The following is a 19831-nucleotide window of genomic DNA, read 5'->3' on the forward strand; positions in this document are numbered from 1 at the left end:
AGCTTCGAGAGTACTACGGATCCAAATGGAATCAAATCTTTAAGTCTATCACAACCGACAACGGATCTGAGTTCGCAGATCTATCCGATCTTGAGCAAGTTTCCAAGACTCTTGTGTACTACGCTCATCCTTATACATCCTGTGATAAAGGCAGCGTAGAACGGCACAACGGGCTTATCAGACGCTATATCCCCAAGGGAGACCGTATGGATGAGTACAGTGTGGAAGATATTGCTAAGATCGAGGTATGGTGCAACTCTCTTCCTCGGAAGATCTTAAACTACAAGACTCCAGAAGAGTACTTTGACACCGAACTTGACCGCATTTACCGGCGTAGATAGTCAAAATCTGACAGATGTTATGGTAAGTGTTCAATTTATTCTTGCAATTGTCGTAAGAAAAAAATTGGCAGAAGCATTGAAGAACGTCCTAAAGAGATCAATAAACGTAATGAATTCGGTCATTGGGAATGCGATTTAGTTCTCGGACATAAGAGCAAAGATGATGAGGTGCTGCCAACCTTATCTGAGCGTATGAGTCGTGAGTTTTTAATTCTTCGTATTCCTGACAAGACTTCTGTCAGTGTCATGCAGGCCTTTAAAGAACTCCAAAGGCAATACAGCGAACATTGGAATGATATTTTTAAAACCATTACCACTGATAATGGCTCAGAGTTTGCAGATCTTTCCAACCTAGAAAAAGCATCCAATACACTGGTTTACTATGCCCATCCTTAAACAGTTGAAAGACACAATGGTCTTATTCGCAGATTCATTCCTAAAGGAGAAGCAATAGCTAACTATTCTTTACAAGACATCATTAATATTGAAACCTGGTGCAATTCTTTGCCAAGAAAGATACTGGCCTATCATACACCAGATGAAATCTTTGAAAAAGAATTAGATCTAATCTATCAAACAGCTTAACTAAAAGTGTTCAATTTATTATTGCAATTGGCGAAAACAAAAAAGACTTCAATTTTTTTAAAAGTTGAAGTCTAGTCGTCGTGTACATTACTTCTTTCACCTAACCAGTTTTGAAAGTTGGTTAGATCCTGGTGATGATAGCCCAAAATATGTAAAAAATTGCCTATTTCAAAAAATTCCTCTAAAACAGCAAAAAAGCCGTCGTATCAAGGCTTGTAACCTTTTAAAACGGCTTAAAACTGTTCAAAACAGCTTAAAAGTATGCCAATTATTGGAATCGAACCAACGACCTTCTCTTTACGAGGGAGATGCTCTACCAACTGAGCTAAATTGGCATTTCAACTCTTTTATTGTAGCAAACTATCAGCTTTTGTCAAAAAGTTTTCGCCAATTTTTTTAAAATTATGTTGATCTCCCTCGAATTTTCAGCCGGCTTATTTGTGGATGATCGTGATCTCGCCGACCCGCATGATTCCGGAATAAACCTGGACTTCGCTGCCATCGTACAAGTTCTGGTAAATCCCTTCAGGCAGCTTGGTGGCAATCGCCTGCTTCTTGCCGGTCGCATTGAAGATCCCCAGCAATTGCTCCTCACCCAGGCTGTGGACGGCTTCCAGGACGCCCGCGCGGACTTGCTTTGCCTCGTAGCCGCCCTCGGCCATGATCGGCAGCTGCTTGATTTCATGCATCCGTTGCATCAAAGCCGTCAAGTCAGGGCCGCTGGTCCAGTCAACCGGATCCTTGTCAAAGAGGGTCACATGGTGGGCATCCCCCTTCTCTTCCCCGTTATAGATCAGCATGGCCCCCTTCATGAAGTAGACAAAGGCCGTCATCGCCCGCAAGGCCGCTGGATCATCAATCATCCCGTGGGCCCGGAGCACGTCATGGTTTTCCAGGAAGTGGGCCTTGACGTAGTTCTCCGGATAGATCCCTTCCTGCCGGTTGAGTCCGGCCAGATAGTCGGTCAGGTCCTTCTGCCCCAGAAGGGCGGCCCGCAGGTCAGCGTAGACGTCGTAGTCGTAAGTCAGGTCAAAGGCTTGGTAAAGCTCTGAGTCTGACCCGCCGACTGCCCCTTGGCTTCTTAAGAAGCGGATGAAGCCCGGGTCGCCTGATTCTGCCAGCCAAATTGCCCCTGGCCGCACCTTGGCGACTTCTGCTCTGGCATACTTCCAGAAGTCGACCGGCACCATCGGCGCCACGTCGCAGCGGAAGCCGTCCACGTACTTGGCCCACATGACTAAAGTCTCGGCCTGATACTTCCACAAGTCCTTGTGGCTGTAGTCCAAATCGATGACGTCGCTCCAGTCCCCGACCCGGTTGCCGAAGCTTCCGTCTTGCTTGTGGTAGAACCAGTCAGGGTGCTCCTTGGCCAAGACTGAGTCAGGCGAGGTATGGTTGTAGACGCAGTCAATGATGATCTTCATCCCCTTGGCATGCACGTCCTCGCACAGGCGCTTGAGGTCTTCCATGGTCCCATACTCTGGATTGATGGCCCGGTAGTCGGCGATCGCGTATGGCGACCCTAAGCTGCCTTTGCGCTTTTCCTTGCCTGACGGCTGGATTGGCAGCAGCCAGATGATGTCCGTCCCTAAGGCCTTGATCCGGTCCAAGTCCCGCCGGACGCCTTCAAAATTGCCTTCTGCTGAATAGTCGCGCACGAAAATGCTGTAAATAGTCTTGTTTCGCAAGTCGATCTTGGTATCTTTAGCCATTTTTTCCTCCTTGCCCGCTTGGGCTGCTTATCACTGCTTCTATCTTACCCCTTTTTGCAAAGCGCTTTCAATTTTCTTATCATGTTAGCGGTAACGAGTTTGCTGGCCAAAGGCAGAACCTTATTAAAAAAAGTCCCCTAGATTTAGTAGTATGGTTAGCGATTACATCACAAGATCTTGAAAATTCACCCTTGTTAGCTGCTAGCAAGCATGGTATCCTTAACGCATCGAATGATATTGACCCTATTCAAGAATATTGTTCGTGTTTTGTCTAAAAGTCCAAAGAATTTTAAGGAGAATATCTTAACAATGAAGACTAATCGTTACATTGTTGCTTTGGCGGGGGTCATGCTGCATCTGATGATCGGCTCAGTATACGCTTGGAGCGTCTACACGAAGCCGATCGCGGCACAGACCGGCTGGAGCGAATCATCAGTTGCTTTTGCATTTAGTTTAGCCATCTTCTTCCTGGGGATGTCCGCGGCCTTTATGGGCCGTTTGGTTGAAAAGTTCGGCCCAACCCTGACCGGGACCGTTTCCGCGATTCTTTACGGGAGCGGGATCGCCTTGACTGGCGTGGCCGTTCACAGCCAACAGCTCTGGCTCTTGTACCTGTCATACGGCGTTATCGCTGGCTTGGGCCTGGGTGCCGGCTACGTTACGCCGATCTCAACCATCATCAAGTGGTTCCCAGACCGGCGCGGTCTGGCAACTGGCCTGGCCATCATGGGCTTCGGCTTTGCTGCCCTTTTGACCAGCCCAATCGCCCAATCCCTGATGTCCAGCGTTGGCCTGTCCAACACCTTCTACATCTTGGGGCTGGCCTACTTCCTGGTCATGATCGTTTCTGCCCAGTTCATCAAGCGGCCAACCGCCAGTGACCTGGCACAGTTCAAGAAGGAAGACAAGGAAGCCGTTTCCTTGACTGGCGGTCTGCAGATGACGGCCAACCAAGCTTTGAAGACCAAGACCTTCTATTTGCTCTGGTTCATGTTCTTCATCAGCATCACCTGCGGGATCTCCCTGGTTTCTGCCGCTTCACCAATGGCTCAGGAACTGACTGGGATGAACGTTTCGACCGCGGCCGTCATGGTCGGCATCATCGGCCTCTTCAACGGCTTTGGCCGTCTGGTCTGGGCTACTCTGTCCGACTACATTGGCCGGCCACTGACTTACAGCCTGATCTTTGTCGTTGATATGGCCATGTTCGTGATCTTGATCTTCACCCATTCACCATTCATCTTCGCGGCTGCCCTCAGCCTGCTGATGTCCTGCTACGGGGCTGGCTTCTCAGTTATCCCGGCCTACCTGGGCGACGTCTTCGGGACCAAGGAACTGGGTGCCATCCACGGGTCAATCCTGACTGCCTGGGCTGCTGCCGGCATGGTTGGGCCACTCCTGCTCTCCTTCACTCACGAAGTCCTGAAGAGCTACTACGTTACTTTAGCCGCCTTCATCATCTTGGCTGGTCTGGCCTTGGGCGTTTCCGTCCTGGTTCAGCGCGAATTCGCCAAGCTGACTGACGCGGTTGAAGACTAAACTTAATTTCTGAATCTTAACAGCTTTTGCTCAGATAGCCTTGCTCCATGGATCTGTTGGTCCATGGAGTTTTTTTGCCAAAAAAAGGCGCTATTTAATGTTTAGAACTATAATTGAAGAAGAGAAATGGTTAAAGGGAGGGAAAATCATGAGGCTTCCGGACAAGCTGCGCGACCTGCGCAAGAAACATGGCTTAAGCCAAAAAGAATTAGCCGACAAAATCGGTGCCAGCAGCTTTGAAGTGGTCGGCTGGGAAAACGGCGAAAGCGTGCCTGATATTTCCTATATTGCCAAGCTGGCCGACCTGTACGGCGTTTCGCCTGACTTCCTGCTCAAAGACGACAAGCAGGAAGGGCAGACTATTGAAGCCGACGAAGAGCAGGACCAGTCAAAGAAAAAGGCGGCTGATCCTAAGCGCCTGGGCAAGATCAACAGCATCTACTGGACCATCGTGATCGCGGTCTACTTCTTGGTCAGCATCGCTAGCGGCCGCTGGACCAGCAGCTGGAGCATCCTGCTCTTGGGCGGCGCCATCTGGCTGATCGCGGCCGGCTTTCACTGGGTCAATTCGACTAAATAATTAAGGAGCTGCTTCTTAATCAGAAGCCAGCTCCTTTTGCTTTGCTATATATTGTTGGATGCCATGATGTAGAAGGTCAGCAGGGCCATGACAATAATGGCAATTGCCAAAGCCAAGACGGCAGCCGCGATGAAATTGAGGCCATGCTTGCTAAAAGTCATCAGCAAAATGTCAGACAGGAACATCCCCGCAAAACATGTGATCCAAGCCGCTGCATTTGCATAGCCAAGATGCGAGAGCAACAGAATCACTTGCAACGATCCAGTCAGACAAACTACGATCGTCCAATATATCTTGGGCGGATACATATGAGACAAGCGATCCCGTATTTTCTTCATTTTTCCATTTTCTCCTTAGTAAAAATCTCATCCTGTTACATCTAGATTATAGGCTTTTTGTGAAAATGGTAACAAAAAGTCAAATTTATTTTTTGCCTCTGAACCTGATACAATTAAGGCAAAATACTTCAGAAAGCAGGGAAAGCATGCTGAAAGACGGCCTCTATGAACAAATCATCAACCAAGACATCCTGGATCAGCTGGCACAGCTGGACAAGGACCACTACCAGATTACTTTGGACAAGCTGAATGCCGATGACGCCCGCAAGCTCCTGACCATCTACCTGTCCCAGGTCATCCGCTCAGGCCTGCACTACCTGCGCGACAGCTTCAAGTCAGGCCAGGACAAGGAAGCCCTCTTGGCTCAGATCCGCCTGGCCAACTCGATCGTTGACCAGGTTGCCCAGCATACCAAAGAGGCTGACTATCAGGACCTGCAGATTCTGGAAAAGGGCGAGATCCTGACCTCCATCTATCAGAAGATGAGCCGGGCCCAGAAGATCAGCCCAATCCGCCCCAAGACCTCTCTGGTGGAGAATGCCCTATTTACCGGGAGCAAGAATGAGCCCAGCATGCTCAGCGAAATCAAGAAGGAAATCGCCTCCTCCGACCAGGTCGATCTCTTGGTCTCCTTCATCAAGTGGTCCGCCATCCGGCCGCTTTTGGGCGACCTGACGGCTTTCTGCCAAAAAGGCCACCACCTGCGGGTGATCGCGACGACCTACACCCAGGCCACCGACTACAAGGCCATCTTGACCCTGAGCCAGCTGCCCAATGCCACCGTCAAGATCAACTACGAAACCCAGCACGCCCGCCTGCACGCCAAGTCCTATCTTTTTAAAAGGGAGACTGGCTTTTCCACGGCCTATATCGGCTCATCCAACTTGTCGAATGCCGCGCTGACCACGGGCCTTGAATGGAACGTCAAGGTGACCGAGCAGGAGTCCTTTGACATCGTCAACAAGTTCGCCGTTTCTTTTGAAAGCTACTGGAACGACCCCTCTTTTGAGACTTTTGACCCTCAAAGCAAAAGCTGCCGGCAAAAGCTGCAAACGGAGCTGAACAAGCAAGTCCAGACCGACTTCCACTTGGAAAGCAGCATCCGTCCCTACAGCTACCAGCAGGAGATCCTGGACCAGCTGCAGGCTGAACGGGAAGTCTACGGCCATTATAAAAATCTCCTCGTCGCCGCCACCGGGGTGGGGAAGACCGTCATCGCCGCCTTTGACTTCAAGCGCTATTTGGAGAAGCATCCCGATGCCCGCCTCCTCTTCGTTGCCCACCGGCAGGAAATCCTGGAGCAGAGCCGGCAGCAGTTCCGCGAGGTCCTCAACGACTTCAATTTTGGCCAGCTCTTCGTCGGCCAGTACAAGCCTGACTCTGTCGACCAGCTCTTTACCTCAATCCAGTCCTTCAACTCCGGCAAAATGGCCGACCTTTTGCCAAGCGACTACTACGACTTCATCATCGTCGATGAGTTCCACCACGCGGCCGCCAAGTCCTACCAGCAATTGCTCAGCCACTTTCAGCCCAAGATCCTGCTAGGCCTGACCGCCACCCCGGACCGGATGGACGGGCAGGACATTTTGCAGTACTTCGATGGGCGCGTCGCCGCCGAAATGCTGCTGGGCGAGGCCATCGACCGCCAGCTGCTCTGCCCCTTCCAGTATTTCGGGGTCACCGACAATGTCGACTACTCCAAGCTCAAGTGGAGCCGGGGCCAGTATGAGATCAGCGAGCTGGAAAACGTCTATACCGCTGACGACGCCCGGGCCAAGCTGGTCCTCAAGAACGTCCAGCGCTATTGCAATGACTTAAGTGATGTCAAGGGACTGGGCTTTTGCGTAAGCGTCAAGCACGCCGAATTCATGGCCGCCCGCTTCAACCAAGCCGGCATCAAGTCCGCTGCCTTGTCTGGGCAAAGCAACCAGGCCGACCGCCACCAGGCCAAAAGCGACCTAACCGCGGGCAAGCTCAAGTTTATTTTTGTCGTGGACCTGTACAACGAAGGGGTGGACATCCCCTGCGTCAATACCATCCTCTTCCTGCGGCCAACCCAGAGCCCGACAGTCTTCCTCCAGCAGCTGGGCCGGGGCTTGCGGCTCAGCCCGGGCAAGGACTGCCTGACGGTCCTGGACTTTATCGGCCAGGCCAACCGCCATTACAGCTACCAGGCCAAGTTCCGGGCCTTGACTGGCCCGGGCCGGTCCCTGCGCCGGGAGATCAGCGATGACTTCCCCCACCTGCCAGCCGCCTGCTACCTGGAGCTGGAGCCTGAAGCCAAGCGCTACATTCTTGACAATTTGAAGCAAAACGCCGCCAACAAGCTGGGCTTGGCCCAGCGGGTAAAGACTTTTACGCAGGACACGGGCGAAGAGCTGACCCTGGCCAACTTCCTGGAGGCCTACGATTTGAGCCTGTACGACTTTTACCAAAGCAACGGCTCGCGCTCGCTCTTCCGTTTGAAGAAGTGGGCCGGGCTGATCAAGGACGACCGGGACGTGGACAACCAGGTCTACCAGAAGTTCAGCAGCTTTTTCCATATTGACTCCAAGAAGCTGCTGGACTACTGGCTGAATTACCTGGAAATGCCAAAGGAGGCGGCCAGCGAGAATGAGCGCTTGATGCTGGGGATGCTCTACTACAGCTTCTACAAGAAGAAGCCCGCCCAGATGGGCTTTAAGGACCTGCATGAGGGAATCGCGGCCTTCTTAAAGGAAGATTTCGTCAAAGCTGAGCTGCTGGAAGTTCTCCGCTACCGGCAAAAGCAGCTGAAGCTCCTGCCGCGGGACAATGAGTATCCCTTCACCTGTCCTTTGGAAGTCCACTGCCGCTACAATATCAACCAGATCATGGCGGCTTTTGACTACTTCAACCAGGACCAGTCCCCAGAATTCCGGGAAGGGGTCAAGTATTTCGCGGACAAAAAGACGGATATCTTCCTGATCAACCTGAACAAGAGCAAAAAAGACTTCTCCCCATCAACCATGTATGAGGACTACGCCATCAACGCCCACCTCTTCCACTGGCAGAGCCAGAGCCAGGACCGCCTGGCCAGCCCGAAGATCCAGCGCTATATCCACCAAGGAGAAACTGGCAATCAGATTTCCTTGTTTGTCAGAGAATTCAAGCAGCAGGGCTCATACACGGCTCCTTATACTTTCTTAGGCAATGCCGATTACGTCTCCAGCAAGGGCGAGCGGCCGGTTTCCTTTGTCTGGCGCCTGCACCAAGCTATTCCAGCCAGCCTGCTGCCTAAGGCCAACAAGGCCATTGCCCTATAAAGAAAGTTTGTGCTGGAGGCGAATTTTGCCCCAATTTTCTGCTATACTGTAGCTAATGAATAGGTTTTGCAATAAAAGGAGAATTTAATGAAGATTTTAGTTGTTGGTGGCGCCGGCTACATTGGCTCCCACGCTGTTAGACGTTTGGTTGCTGATGGCAACGACGTTGTCGTTTTGGACTCACTTTTTACTGGTCACAAGCAAGCGATTGACCCAAAGGCCAAGTTTTATCAAGCTGACCTCTTGGACACGCCAACTGTCGCCAAGATCTTGAAGGATGAACAAATCGAAGCCGTAATGCACTTTGCTGCTTACTCCTTGGTCGGCGAATCCGTCAAGAAGCCACTGAAGTACTACAAGAACAATGTTTCCGGCATGATCAGCCTCTTGCAGGCCATGGAAGAAACTGGCGTCAAGTACCTGGTCTTCTCATCAAGTGCCGCAACCTACGGGATTCCAAAGACCTTGCCAATCACTGAAGAAACGCCTTTGAACCCAATCAACCCATACGGTGAAACCAAGATGATGATGGAAAAGATCATGCACTGGGCTGACAAGGCCAACGGGATCAAGTCCATTGCCCTGCGCTACTTCAACGTAGCTGGTGCCTCCCTGGACGGGGAAATCGGTGAAGACCACAACCCAGAAACCCACTTGATTCCTAACATCATGAAGGCCGCTTTGGCCGGCGACGGCAAATTTACCATCTTTGGCGATGACTACAACACCAAGGACGGCACCAACGTCCGTGACTACGTGCACGTCGTTGACTTGATTGACGCGCACGTTCTGGCCCTCAAGCACCTGATGGAAACCAACAAGAGCGACGTCTTCAACTTGGGGACGGCCAACGGCTTCTCCAACCTGGAAATCCTGAAGGCAGCCATCAAGGTTACCGGCAAGGACATTCCTTACACAATGGGTCCACGCCGCGGCGGTGACCCTGACTCCCTGGTTGCTGACTCAACCAAGGCCCGGGAAGTTCTTGGCTGGAAGCCAGAACACGAAAGCGTCGAAGACATCATTGCCAGTGCTTGGAACTGGCACCAAAAGCATCCAAATGGCTTTGAAAAGTAAGACCAAGAAAAATAGTGAAGCTTCAATATCGAAGCTTCACTATTTTTTTGCCGCTAGGCGGCTTATTTCTCCTGGCTATTTTCCGGCTTTCGAGGCCAGCCGAAAGATTTGATAGTAGATATTGACTCTCAAGCACGAAAAAAGGCTTTCTAGAGCCACAAAAATAACGCTGAAAAGTTTCACCTTTTCTTATTTATGCGCTTTTTCTGCTTGCAAAAGCTGCAGATATTTCGGACGGTCGGCTTCCGGGACGCCAAGCAACTCCAACGCCTTTTCAGCCGGCAAGTTCAATGATTTTCAACGGCAGGCAAGCCCGGGATTCCACCTATTTCAATGGGTGGAGGAATAGGGCTTGCCTGCCTTCTTTCTTACTTAAATTCGTACAGAGAAAGCTTTTGCTCTGCTTTTTGCCAGTTGCCGTTATGGGTAATCGGCTTACAGAGCTTTGTACTGATGTAATTCTTGCCATCCTTGGTTACGTAATTGCCTAAGCCATCTGAGAGGCGAACATAAGCACCTTTTGACAGGTAGCTCTGCACATAGCCCCTGAGATTAGTCCCGATGACATGTACATAGTCATTGAGCCATAATCCTCTGGCATACTTTGTGTTCTTGGCATTGCGTTTTGATGTTCTGTTTGGTTCTTTTCTGCCTTTGCGGGCGCTTGCCTCATGAAGCGAGCGCTTCTTTTTGCGGAACTGGCTGATCATCGTCACCGTCTCCGGCATCTGATTGATTTCCCTAATCCCGCTGATTGCGATTGCGTCCGTGAAATGTCCCTTTGGCAGATTGAATTTTTTGCGCTCAAAGAAAGTCTGATAGCCATACTGGTAAGACGCTTCTGGAAATGCCGCCATGATCCGCTTGCGCAGAATGTTCATGAACGTCGCGCCTTTCAGATGCGTCGTCACTTTCTTCTTGGCCTTCATCCACTTGTAAAGCTTCCCGCTCGGCTGGTGGTTCTTCGTCGTGTGACAATTCGTGCAAAGAGTTATCAGATTGTCCACCCGGTCTGTCCCGCCCTGTGAGCGGTAGACGATATGGTGGACGACAAGCTTTACGCCTTCGCCATGCTTATGGCAAAGCTGACAGGTGTACTTGTCGCGGGCCAGCACGTAGTACTCATAGTTCTTCCAGCCGTGCAGACTGCCTTCTTGGTACTGTTTGCCCGAAATGGCCGGATTGACCATCTTGGCCATGTCAAACTTGCCCACCTCAATATGCAGATCTGGGTTCGGCAATACAGCCAAATAGCGCTTGATCCAGGCAATGTTGTGATTCACCTTGCCTTTTACGGACGGCGGAAGCCACAAGCCATCACGCTTGCCATGCACTCTATTTAAATAGCGGGTCTTGCGATTTCTTCTGCTTCTGCGGTAGATACTGCGGGTGTAAAGATTCTTATGCACGTCTTGGCGAAGCTCTACCTCGCTTTGATAAAGAACTTTGTCCTGACTCGTTACGGCAAAGCCGATATGTCTTTGTCCGGTGTCAACGCCAAGACTGACTTTCTGCTTATAGCCGTATGAGCCGTATTTCAGCTGAATGGTGAACGGATATTTCTTGACCACGAAGGCCTTGCCGCTTTTTAGAAGCAGTCTGGCCTTTCTTGGATGGCATGGCATTAGCGGCTTGCCGTCCTTGTTGAGCAGAAATACCCGATTGGCATTCTCATATTCCATTTTTCCTCCTTTGCCGGCAATCATGTTGCCGGCCGCTATCCGCATTGGGAGACCCAACGCGGAGTTGCGTTGTTGCCCTTCGACAATGTTACCAATGCTTGGCGCGCCTTCTAAACCCCGGAGGGTTCAGAAAGCACGTCATTGTCACCTCCTATCCCGAAGGATATTCAGTGTGCGAACTGACCGCCGCATTAACCTTACGACACGATTACTTACAGTTCTGCCACAGTGCATGGGACTAGAGCATCATCCCACGGTGTGATAACAAAGATAACGTAGTTTTCCTGCCAGCCGAAGCCGACTGGAAAGCTTAGTCTAGACAATGAGTTCCGGATTTCTCCGGAACACCCCACAAAGATATTGAGGCTTGAAGCTTGCGCTCCAAGCCCCTCACTTCAGTGAGGGGTTACCATTGACACGCCGGATCTCCACCAGACATTGCTTTTAACATCCTAAGCACCAGCCGGGCATCTTTGATCGTAACCTTATTCTGGCTCGGATGAGCTTCTTCTCCACGGTTGATCTGTGAGAAGTACTCAGCTACGAAATAGAAGGCGCTCTTAAAGCGGCGGCGCAATTCGGCAATCGGCATGTGGCCAATATCGAAAAAAGCTCGCATCTGATAGTCATTGATCCGGTCTTTGATTTCACAAGGCACATTCTTCAGATCCAGTTCGCCTAATCGATTCTGAGGATAGTTCCATTTTTCTTTGCCATAGTATAGCACGATTGTGACCACTGGATAGAGTCTGGCCCCTTGAGAAAATTGCTCAATATATCCGGCGGCATCATAGCACAAGGTCTAGGCAGCCATCCGCCTTGATTGCCTGCCGGCCGTCAAACAGACAGCCGTTGACCACATCCGCGAAAACTTCATTGCGATTCAGCAGAATCTTCTCCGCCACGTCATTCGTGCCATGCGTCCGCCTCGTCTTAAAGCCGGCATTGCTTTCCTTATCTGCCATTGGTCCTCCATTAAATAATCTTGGTCTTTCTTCGCTGTTTTTTCCCTCTACTTACTAATACACGAAAAGTCCCGATTATTTCCCAGGAAATTTAAGTTTCTGCTTTTTTGACGTAAAAAGCGTCTTGAATCACTTGCCAGGTGATTTAAGACGCTTTTGCTTCTGTGCTGCTTTATTTTTAGAACAAGCTGCCGCACTTTTCGATCATTTTAAAGAGGTCAGCCCGGTAGTCAGGATCTTCCTTGCGCAAGCTGCTGATGGCAACGCCAAAATGCTCTGAATAGCCAGTGGAGTTGATGTACTTCCCGTGGCCCAGGTACATGGCCACGTGACCTGGGAAGAAGATCAAGTCTCCTGGCAGCAGGTCCTCAAACTGGATCTCATGGATCGGCCACTGGTCCGCGATCTCGGCATCCCTGTAAATCAAGACCCCATTCAGCATGTAGCTCATAAAGACCAGGCCGGAGCAGTCAATCCCATCTGGGCTCTTTCCGGCCCAGCGGTACTGGGTTCCCAGGTACTGCATGGCTGTTTCGGTTACGCTCTTGCGGAAGCTGTCCTCATCTGGCATCCCCTGAAGCAGGAAAAAGTCCTTGTCAGTCGACCAGAGGTAGTCATCCTCATCCTGGCGCTCGCCAACCGCCGTGTGGGACAGCCAGCCCAGCTGCCCGTCCAGCAGGCTGACCTGCAGGTAGCCATCCGCCTCTTTCCCCGTCAAGGTCACCAGACTGCCGCGGTAAAGCGTCGCCAGGATTTCGCCCTGAACCTTGGGCTGGTCCAGCACGTCAATCGCTGCCCGCGTGATCAGCTTGGTCTGCCGCTGCTGCAGCTCAGGCAAAGTCAGCGACTTGACCGCGCTTTTAGCCACGTAGCCTTGGTAGCCATAATGGGTCGTCACGTACCAGCAGTCTTCCTTCTTAGCCGTGATCTTCACTGCCCACCCGTAGAGCAGCTCATCCGTCCGGCTCTTTAAATCCTCGTCCAGCAGAAAGACCGCTGGCTGCTTAATTAAGCCATACATTTTGATTCCCCCTTTGCAATAATCCGTCTCTATTTCAATCTTAATTAATCCCCCGCTTTTTGAAAAGCAAAAAAGTTTTAAAAATGTTAAAGATCGCCGCTGACTTACTTTACAGATTTTCACTTTTAGTCAACTTGTGTTAAAATATTTCACATATTGTAGGAGGTATCATGGAAAATCAAAAAGAACAAACGGGTTACAAGCGTTCACTAACTAATGCACATATTCAGTTGATTGCCCTTGGCGGGACAATTGGGACTGGCCTCTTCCTGGGGGTCGGCAACAGCATCCAGAAGACTGGCCCCTCAGTAGTCCTCAACTACATCATCGTCGGCCTCTTCCTCTTTATCCTGATGCGGGCCTTGGGCGAGCTGATCCTGTCAGACCTGCACAAGCACACTTATATTGAATTTATCGAGAAATACCTGGGCAAGAACATCGGCAAGGTAACCGGCTACCTCTATTGGCTCAGCTGGCTGATCCTAGGGATGGCTGAAATTACGGCTCTGGGCACCTATTTCAAGTACTGGTTCCCGAGCCTGGATCCGTGGATTCCCGGCGTCATCACCGTCGTGGTCCTGCTATTGATCAACTTGGTTTCGGCCCGCTTCTTCGGCAACTTGGAGTTTGGCTTCGCGATTATCAAGATTTTAATGATCATCGGCTTCGTGATTTTCTCCATCTACATGCTGCTGACGGGCGGCTCAACCAAGTACGGCCAGGCCAGCCTGGCCAACCTGTACGACAACGGCTTCTTCGTCAATGGCACCAGCGGCTTCCTGCAAGCCTTCCAAATGGTCATCTTCTCCTTCATCGGAGTTGAGCTGATCGGCTTGACGGCCGCTGAAGCCCAAGCCCCCCACAAGACCATCCGCAATGCGATCAACGAGCTGCCAGTGCGGATCATCCTCTTCTACGTTCTGGCGATCTTAGGGATTTTGATTGTCCTGCCTTGGAACAAGGTGGCCACTTCCAGCTCACCATTTGTCCAGGCCCTGACCGGCGTCGGCCTTCGCTGGGCGGGCGGCTTGCTCAACTTCGTGGTCATTACCGCGGCCGTTTCATCCACCAACAGCTTTATCTACAGCGCCGGCCGCCTGCTCTTCTCAGTCACGCTTGACGGGGAAGGCAAGTGGAACAAGTTCTTTGGCCAATTGAACCGCAGACAGCTGCCGCTGCACGCCTTGATCTTCTCGGCCCTGATCATCGCCTGTGCCCCATTGATTACGGTCATCATGGGCGATGAGGCTTTCAGCTTCATCTCCTCCATCGCGACGAGCATGTTCTTGATCATCTGGATTATCATGATCCTGACCCACCTGGTCTACCGGAAAAAGACCCCTGCCAGCCAGCTGCATGAATTCCAGCTTCCGCACTACCCATACCTGGACTACCTGGTACTGGCCTTCTTTACGGCCATGGTCATCCTCTTGATCTGCCTGCCGGCCTACCGGGTGCCAATGATTGCCGCGATCGTGGCCTTTATCGTGCTCTACGGCTTCAGCAAGACCTTTAGCAAGCAGAGCCCTAAAACTCATCGCTGATCATCAATTCAAAAAGCTGACCTCACGGTCAGCTTTTTTATGTGCTTTAGTATTTCAACAAGAAGAGGCCGTTACGCTTAAGTAGCTTATTGATCAGCTTCTTCGACTTCTTAGATAGCTTATACAGGTCAGCATCAATGCCGCTTTCAATTCGGAGCAGGGAATAGTGCTTCTTGTCCTTAAAAAGGACATTTACCCCAAGGTAATGGTCTGTCACGATCAACTTCTTGATGATCTCCAGCAGATCAGCTATAGGCAGCTTGGTCAAATCCCGGTCAAGCAAGTCAGGATAAGATTCTTTAGCCAGATCATGATCCAAAAAAATGTGTGTCGCATACTGGCTGACCAGCATTAACAACAACAAAAGCATTTTGTCCGCGTAGGATTCGCCAATCGTATGCGACCTCAAGCATTCAAATATCTCATCATAATTGTCTGGCGGCTCCATTTTAGGAAAACAAGCGATGTAGTAATTCCTTGGTCCTGGATTGCGGAGCTGGTCCACCAGCTTATAAGCCCGCTTTGCCTTCATGTCTATCCCCTCTTTCAAAACTATCTTTTCAGTATAACACGGAGTTTTTTAATCATTACCCAACAAAAAATAAGTCCGGAATTGCTCCGAACTTATTTTAATGTTATTTCTTCTTGCCACGTGAGAAGAAGCGGACAATTGTCTCCCCAACGCCCAAGGCCTTGCGCATGTGGTCGGCTGGAACATACTTGCGGATAGCCCGCAGCGTCCGTTTAGGATCCTTAGTCGCAAAGATGAACTCGCCATCTTTCTTCGTCCGGATCGCAAAGCGCGGGATATATTTTCCCTTAAAGTGGACGTCAGCAACTACATAAGTCACTTGATCCCAAGGAATTTGGATATAATCCTCAACGTTCTTCTCATTATAGAATTCAAAAGCTTCATCGCCGATCATGACCTTGCCATAAGTAGACATGGCCCGGAACCAGGTTCCTCTCACGGCCAGATCGACGGTCTTATTCATTGATTGAGCCATTTGTTACTCTTACATCAAGCCCCATACGTGGAAGAGGATACCAACAACGAAGATCCCCAGGATGATTACGATTGGAGAAACTTTCTTCTTCAAGAGCCACATGCAGAGGAAGGTAAGCAGCAAACCTGCCAAGCCAGGAACCAGCATGTTCAAGTTGTCTTGCAGAGTAGTAACCTTAGTGTTGGTCAAAGACATGCCGGCAGCTTGTTGGGTCAAGGCTTCCTTGATACCAGCAGCACCGCTTGGCAGCTTGGTCCAGTCGATGTAACCACCCTTTTGGATTGGCACTTCTGAAACCTTCAGAGTGAAGTTGATGTTTACCCAACGTTCGATCAAGGCACCCAGGACGAACATACCCATCATGGCAGCCCCACGGGTAACCTTCTTCAGCAAACCACCTGAAAGGTCGGAGCTGATTGCGGCACCAGCCTTGTAACCCAATTCTTGAGTGTACCACAAGAAGGCGATACGGATCAGGTTCCAAAAAACGAAGAAGAGGATTGGCCCAAGGATGTTACCGTTGATAGCCATTGAGGCACCAAGGGCACCAAGGATAGGACGAACAGTGTACCAGAAGACTGGGTCACCGACACCGGCCAGAGGCCCCATCATACCAACCTTAACACCTTGGATAGCTTCGTCGTCAACTTCAACGCCATTAGCCTTGTCTTCTTCCAAAGCCAGGGTAACACCGATGATTGGTGAAGCCAAGTAAGGGTGAGTGTTAAAGAAGACCAGGTGACGTTGCAAGGCAGCAGCCATGTCTTCCTTCTTTGGGTACAGCTTTCTTAAAGCTGGGATCATACTGTAGCACCAACCACCGTTCTGCATTCTTTCGTAGTTCCATGAACCTTGCAGAAATTGTGAGTGCCACATAACGTCCCAACGATCACGCTTTGATAAAGTTACTTTCTTTTCAGTCATGATTTATCTCTCCTTTCTGACTTGATTTCTAATAGTCATCAATGATGTCGCCCAGCGGGTCGCCAGTACCAGCGGCTTGCGTTGAGCCACCCTTTGAAACCTTGTCTTCAAGCGCAAGGTAGATCAAAGCGAGAGATAAACCAATTGCACCAAGGGCGATCAGGGTCAGATCCTTAACGCCGGCAAGTGCGAAACCGATAGCGAAGAATGGCCACACTTCACGGCTGGCCATCATGTTGATAACCATTGCGTAACCAACGGCAACAACCATGCCACCACCGATAGTCATACCATCTGCCAGCCAGGCTGGCATTGCAGCCAAGGCGCTTCTAACAGTTGAAGTAGGGATTGCCAACAGGAAGGCAGCTGGGATAGCGATCCGCAGGCCTTGCAGGCTGACAGCGATCCATTGCCATACGTTGATCATGCGCCAGTTGCCTTCTTCGGCGTGCTTGTCCATGATGTGAACGATGGCAGTTGAAATAGTCCGGACCAACATGGTCAAGAACAGACCGGCAACGGCCAAAGTGATGGCCAAACCGGTGGCAGTCCCGATACCCTTGGTACCTTGACCACCCTTGATCAAAATGATGGCTGAGGCAACAGCGGCCAAAGCGGCGTCAGGTGCGACAGCGGCACCGATGTTAGCCCAACCCAAAGCAATCATTTGCAAAGAACCACCGAGCATAATACCCAAGGTAAGATTGCCAGTAACTAAACCGATTAAAGTACATGCAACCAATGGTTGGTGGAATTCCCATTCATCCAGGATACCTTCCATCCCGGCCAGGAAAGCTACCACAATCACCAGGATGACTTGAATAGCATTTAAGTCCATTTTAAACTCCTTTTCCCACTATTTACTTTTGCTCATCCAAAAGGCTTTGGGCCTTCTTAAGAATTGAGTCCATGTTTTCTGGGTTGTCCGAAGGAACCTTGCGGACGTCGAACTTGATCCCCATCTTTTCCAATTCACGGAAAGTATCAACGTCCTTTTGGTCCATTGACAAAACAGTGTTGGCGTTAACCTTGCCCTTGCTGTAGGACATTGAACCAACGTTCAAGGTCTTGATGTCAACCCCGCCCTTGATTGCTCTCAAGGCGTCTTCTGGGTTTTCAAACAACAGGAAAGCGTGCGTGGTCCCGAAACGTGGATCCTTCACGATTTGTTCCATCTTCTTTAAAGGAACGATGTGCGCAACCGTGCCTGATGGCGCGGCTTCACGAATCATGCTCTTGCGCAGGTCGTCCTTGGCAACGCTGTCTGAAACAACGATAACCCGGTCTGGGTGCAATGATGGAATCCAACCAGTTGCAACCTGACCGTGAAGCAAACGTGAGTCAATTCTCGCGCCGACGATCTTGATATGACCGTCACCCAAAACAGTCCCTTCTGGGATCGCACCCTTAGGCGCTGAACCAGCAGCTGCTGCGGCTGCAGGTGCAGCTTCCTTTGGCATCAAGCTTTCAGGCTTGGTCTTAATCCCATCCTTAGCTGGCTTGACAATAGCAGTTGCAATTTCTTGTGCAGTCGCATTGGCGTTCATCATTCTTTGCGTCAATGCTTCAACTACCATTGGCAAGTTCATGCCAGCTACGATTGCCCAACCATCGTGACCGTCGAGCAAGCCATTAGCTTGGTTGAAAGGTGTGCCACCCCACAGGTCAACCAAGAACAAAACTTGTTCTTGGTCGTCAAAAGAAGCAATAGCTTCATTCATCTTACCCTTGATGTCATCTGGGCCTTCTTCAGGCTTTAAGATGACATGGGCAAAATTGTCTTGTGGGCCAAAGAGCATGCCCGCGGATTGGGCAATCCCATCCGCGAAGCCGCCATGGCTAGCTAAAACAATTCCTACCATGATATTTCCTCCTCAAAAACTTCGGTACATACTCATTGTACTATATAAACCGCTTACGTAAAGGGCTGACTGAAACCTTTTTCAGTTTTTTGTTAAACTTATCTTGAGAAGTGAAAATCATTCAAAAGAGTAAGTATTTTTTGAATACTGTAAAAAAATAAGCACAGGATCAAATTGATCCCGTGCTTATGAACTTGTAGCGGAGTAGCAGAGATTCGAACTCTGGCGCCAGTTTCCCGACCTACACCCTTAGCAAGGGCGCCTCTTCAGCCACTTGAGTACTACTCCAAGTCATATACATTAATATTAACAAAGAAATTACGAATGGTCAACACCTTTTAGTAAGTTTTTCTTTTGTAATTTTGCTGGTAATTTCATCGCTTACTGAAAAGGTACATGATAATTGAAATCACAGCGCTTTTTTAGTTATAGGAAAGTTAAAATGTTAAATTTTGCTGAGCCTTTGACTTGCAGACAGATTTTTTTAATGATATACTTAAACTTCCCACATCAAAAAAACTATGAAGCCTTGAAAACTCAATAGTTTAGCCAGTAAATATTCAATTAAGCTGCTAGTGATGGCGATATAGCCTCTTGCATGTACTTCGGAAGGCGAGAAATGAAAGCGTTGGTGAATCTTTCCATCTGCTCTTCTGTCGGTTGGAAGATCTCTTTCACGCTCTCGAACATGGCTTCTACCAGGATCTGAAGGGAGTGATTGAAAGTGATGTCCGCAAGCTCGTCTATCATGCAGTAAAATAGCTCGCCCATAGTCCTATCATCTTCATCATCTCGCTTCTCAACTGACATGAACATGTAGCGCAAAAAGACAAAAGCTGTATGGGCAGTCAATGCATCATATGAAAGACCATGGTATTCAGTGCCAAGCTTCAAGAAACTCTTGCAGGTCTTGAAGAAGACTTCGATGTCCCATCTTTTGCCGTAAATTCTGATGATCTCATTTTCATCGATCGTCATGTCCGTGCAAATAAGAGCGATCCAATCTTTGCGGTTGGAGCGATTTCTTACGCAGACTATTCTGGCATCAACCTGGGCATCATCCTTGGCAGGATCTCCAACCTTTACAGGGACGGACAAGAGATATCTTGAACGACCTCGCCGCTTCTTGCATGCGCTGAAGATCTGCTTGACGTTCATCCGCTTACCTTCGAACTCGTATGTGATCTTGGAGCTTTTCTTCACCATGGCGATTACGTTCAAACCACGTTGACTGATTTGGACAATCTGATGAGGATTGGAGAACCAGGTGTCAAACATGACGTACTTGGCAGTGAGCCCTGCTTTCAAGGCTTGATCGAGCAGCTGGATAACTACATCGGTCCCCTTTGATTGGGCCATAATCCGCCTCT

The 19831-nt window shown here is 49.9% G+C and carries 18 protein-coding genes, 2 tRNA genes and 1 pseudogene; 7 read left to right on the forward strand and 14 right to left on the reverse strand.

Annotated elements, in window-relative coordinates; all coding sequences use genetic code 11:
* Both FYJ62_RS08745 and FYJ62_RS08750 read left to right on the forward strand, forming a co-directional pair.
* Positions 1–341: IS30 family transposase (locus FYJ62_RS08745; protein ID WP_154549312.1), on the forward strand; the 341-nt coding region annotated here is incomplete at its 5' end.
* Positions 342–395: 54 nt separating this feature from the next.
* Positions 396–926: pseudogene (locus FYJ62_RS08750) on the forward strand (IS30 family transposase); the annotation flags it as partial.
* Between the two features lie 262 nt (positions 927–1188).
* On the opposite strand, the gene FYJ62_RS08755 reads toward FYJ62_RS08750, so the two are convergent.
* Together FYJ62_RS08755 and FYJ62_RS08760 are read right to left on the reverse strand one after the other, a co-directional pair.
* A tRNA-Thr gene (locus FYJ62_RS08755) sits at positions 1189–1261 on the reverse strand.
* 99 nt (positions 1262–1360) lie between these two features.
* Positions 1361–2638: an alpha-amylase family glycosyl hydrolase gene (locus tag FYJ62_RS08760; RefSeq protein WP_154549313.1), complete on the reverse strand. Its 1278-nt coding sequence runs from the start codon at positions 2636–2638 to the stop codon at positions 1361–1363.
* A gap of 309 nt (positions 2639–2947) precedes the next feature.
* Here FYJ62_RS08760 and FYJ62_RS08765 point away from each other — a divergent pair, with 309 nt between their 5' ends.
* Positions 2948–4177: an L-lactate MFS transporter gene (locus tag FYJ62_RS08765; RefSeq protein ID WP_154549314.1), complete on the forward strand. Its 1230-nt coding sequence runs from the start codon at positions 2948–2950 to the stop codon at positions 4175–4177.
* 148 nt (positions 4178–4325) lie between these two features.
* Entirely contained in the window at positions 4326–4757 is a 432-nt protein-coding gene (locus FYJ62_RS08770) for a helix-turn-helix domain-containing protein (RefSeq protein WP_154549315.1), read from the forward strand.
* A 44-nt stretch (positions 4758–4801) separates the two neighbouring features.
* Here FYJ62_RS08770 and FYJ62_RS08775 read toward each other — a convergent pair whose 3' ends face one another.
* Positions 4802–5095, reverse strand: a complete 294-nt coding sequence (locus FYJ62_RS08775; RefSeq protein ID WP_154549316.1) for a hypothetical protein — start codon at positions 5093–5095, stop codon at positions 4802–4804.
* Between the two features lie 146 nt (positions 5096–5241).
* On the opposite strand from FYJ62_RS08775, the gene FYJ62_RS08780 reads away from it, so the two are divergent.
* Both FYJ62_RS08780 and galE read left to right on the forward strand, forming a co-directional pair.
* Positions 5242–8379: a DUF3427 domain-containing protein gene (locus tag FYJ62_RS08780; protein ID WP_154549317.1), complete on the forward strand. Its 3138-nt coding sequence runs from the start codon at positions 5242–5244 to the stop codon at positions 8377–8379.
* Positions 8380–8466: 87 nt separating this feature from the next.
* Positions 8467–9456, forward strand: a complete 990-nt coding sequence (gene galE, locus FYJ62_RS08785) for a UDP-glucose 4-epimerase GalE (RefSeq protein ID WP_154549318.1) — start codon at positions 8467–8469, stop codon at positions 9454–9456.
* Positions 9457–9824: 368 nt separating this feature from the next.
* Here galE and iscB read toward each other — a convergent pair whose 3' ends face one another.
* From iscB to FYJ62_RS08805, 4 genes are all read right to left on the reverse strand, one after another.
* Complete coding sequence (iscB, locus tag FYJ62_RS08790; protein WP_154549319.1) at positions 9825–11138, reverse strand: RNA-guided endonuclease IscB; 1314 nt, start codon at positions 11136–11138, stop codon at positions 9825–9827.
* A 406-nt stretch (positions 11139–11544) separates the two neighbouring features.
* Positions 11545–11937, reverse strand: coding sequence for an Rpn family recombination-promoting nuclease/putative transposase (locus FYJ62_RS08795; RefSeq protein ID WP_154549320.1), 393 nt, complete (start codon positions 11935–11937; stop codon positions 11545–11547).
* Complete coding sequence (locus tag FYJ62_RS08800) at positions 11927–12103, reverse strand: hypothetical protein (RefSeq protein ID WP_154549321.1); 177 nt, start codon at positions 12101–12103, stop codon at positions 11927–11929. Before FYJ62_RS08800 ends, FYJ62_RS08795 begins: the two co-directional genes overlap by 11 nt.
* A 178-nt stretch (positions 12104–12281) precedes the next feature.
* Entirely contained in the window at positions 12282–13124 is an 843-nt protein-coding gene (locus FYJ62_RS08805) for a C40 family peptidase (protein ID WP_154549322.1), read from the reverse strand.
* Positions 13125–13294: 170 nt separating this feature from the next.
* On the opposite strand from FYJ62_RS08805, the gene FYJ62_RS08810 reads away from it, so the two are divergent.
* Positions 13295–14668, forward strand: a complete 1374-nt coding sequence (locus FYJ62_RS08810) for an amino acid permease (RefSeq protein ID WP_154549323.1) — start codon at positions 13295–13297, stop codon at positions 14666–14668.
* A 46-nt stretch (positions 14669–14714) separates the two neighbouring features.
* Here the strand turns inward: FYJ62_RS08810 and FYJ62_RS10855 are convergent, their stop codons facing one another.
* From FYJ62_RS10855 to FYJ62_RS08845, 7 genes are all read right to left on the reverse strand, one after another.
* On the reverse strand, positions 14715–15200 hold the full coding sequence (locus FYJ62_RS10855; protein ID WP_229771885.1) for a hypothetical protein: 486 nt from the start codon (positions 15198–15200) through the stop codon (positions 14715–14717).
* A gap of 103 nt (positions 15201–15303) precedes the next feature.
* Positions 15304–15675 carry a DUF956 family protein gene (locus FYJ62_RS08820; RefSeq protein ID WP_154549324.1) on the reverse strand — a complete coding sequence of 124 codons (372 nt, stop codon included), beginning with the start codon at positions 15673–15675 and terminating at the stop codon, positions 15304–15306.
* A gap of 9 nt (positions 15676–15684) precedes the next feature.
* A complete protein-coding gene (locus FYJ62_RS08825) occupies positions 15685–16599 on the reverse strand; it encodes a PTS system mannose/fructose/sorbose family transporter subunit IID (protein ID WP_154549325.1) in 915 nt (304 codons plus the stop codon).
* Between the two features lie 28 nt (positions 16600–16627).
* Positions 16628–17437 carry a PTS mannose/fructose/sorbose transporter subunit IIC gene (locus FYJ62_RS08830; RefSeq protein ID WP_154549326.1) on the reverse strand — a complete coding sequence of 270 codons (810 nt, stop codon included), beginning with the start codon at positions 17435–17437 and terminating at the stop codon, positions 16628–16630.
* Positions 17438–17459: 22 nt separating this feature from the next.
* Complete coding sequence (locus FYJ62_RS08835; RefSeq protein WP_154549327.1) at positions 17460–18461, reverse strand: PTS sugar transporter subunit IIB; 1002 nt, start codon at positions 18459–18461, stop codon at positions 17460–17462.
* Positions 18462–18661: 200 nt separating this feature from the next.
* Positions 18662–18749, reverse strand: a tRNA-Ser gene (locus tag FYJ62_RS08840).
* A gap of 276 nt (positions 18750–19025) precedes the next feature.
* Positions 19026–19831 (reverse strand): IS4 family transposase (locus tag FYJ62_RS08845; protein ID WP_154549328.1); only part of this gene is annotated, 806 nt, incomplete at its 5' end.

This window comes from Lactobacillus porci (genome assembly GCF_009695985.1).
GTDB classification, from domain to species: Bacteria; Bacillota; Bacilli; order Lactobacillales; family Lactobacillaceae; genus Lactobacillus; species Lactobacillus absianus.

Coding starts and splice junctions, on each gene's coding strand:
- FYJ62_RS08760 (WP_154549313.1), bottom strand. CDS start 2,638: ATGGCTAAAGATACCAAGATCGACTTGCGAAACAAGACTATTTACAGC.
- FYJ62_RS08765 (WP_154549314.1), top strand. CDS start 2,948: ATGAAGACTAATCGTTACATTGTTGCTTTGGCGGGGGTCATGCTGCAT.
- FYJ62_RS08770 (WP_154549315.1), top strand. CDS start 4,326: ATGAGGCTTCCGGACAAGCTGCGCGACCTGCGCAAGAAACATGGCTTA.
- FYJ62_RS08775 (WP_154549316.1), bottom strand. CDS start 5,095: ATGAAGAAAATACGGGATCGCTTGTCTCATATGTATCCGCCCAAGATA.
- FYJ62_RS08780 (WP_154549317.1), top strand. CDS start 5,242: ATGCTGAAAGACGGCCTCTATGAACAAATCATCAACCAAGACATCCTG.
- galE (WP_154549318.1), top strand. CDS start 8,467: ATGAAGATTTTAGTTGTTGGTGGCGCCGGCTACATTGGCTCCCACGCT.
- iscB (WP_154549319.1), bottom strand. CDS start 11,138: ATGGAATATGAGAATGCCAATCGGGTATTTCTGCTCAACAAGGACGGC.
- FYJ62_RS08800 (WP_154549321.1), bottom strand. CDS start 12,103: ATGGCAGATAAGGAAAGCAATGCCGGCTTTAAGACGAGGCGGACGCAT.
- FYJ62_RS08805 (WP_154549322.1), bottom strand. CDS start 13,124: ATGTATGGCTTAATTAAGCAGCCAGCGGTCTTTCTGCTGGACGAGGAT.
- FYJ62_RS08810 (WP_154549323.1), top strand. CDS start 13,295: ATGGAAAATCAAAAAGAACAAACGGGTTACAAGCGTTCACTAACTAAT.
- FYJ62_RS10855 (WP_229771885.1), bottom strand. CDS start 15,200: ATGAAGGCAAAGCGGGCTTATAAGCTGGTGGACCAGCTCCGCAATCCA.
- FYJ62_RS08820 (WP_154549324.1), bottom strand. CDS start 15,675: ATGGCTCAATCAATGAATAAGACCGTCGATCTGGCCGTGAGAGGAACC.
- FYJ62_RS08825 (WP_154549325.1), bottom strand. CDS start 16,599: ATGACTGAAAAGAAAGTAACTTTATCAAAGCGTGATCGTTGGGACGTT.
- FYJ62_RS08830 (WP_154549326.1), bottom strand. CDS start 17,437: ATGGACTTAAATGCTATTCAAGTCATCCTGGTGATTGTGGTAGCTTTC.
- FYJ62_RS08835 (WP_154549327.1), bottom strand. CDS start 18,461: ATGGTAGGAATTGTTTTAGCTAGCCATGGCGGCTTCGCGGATGGGATT.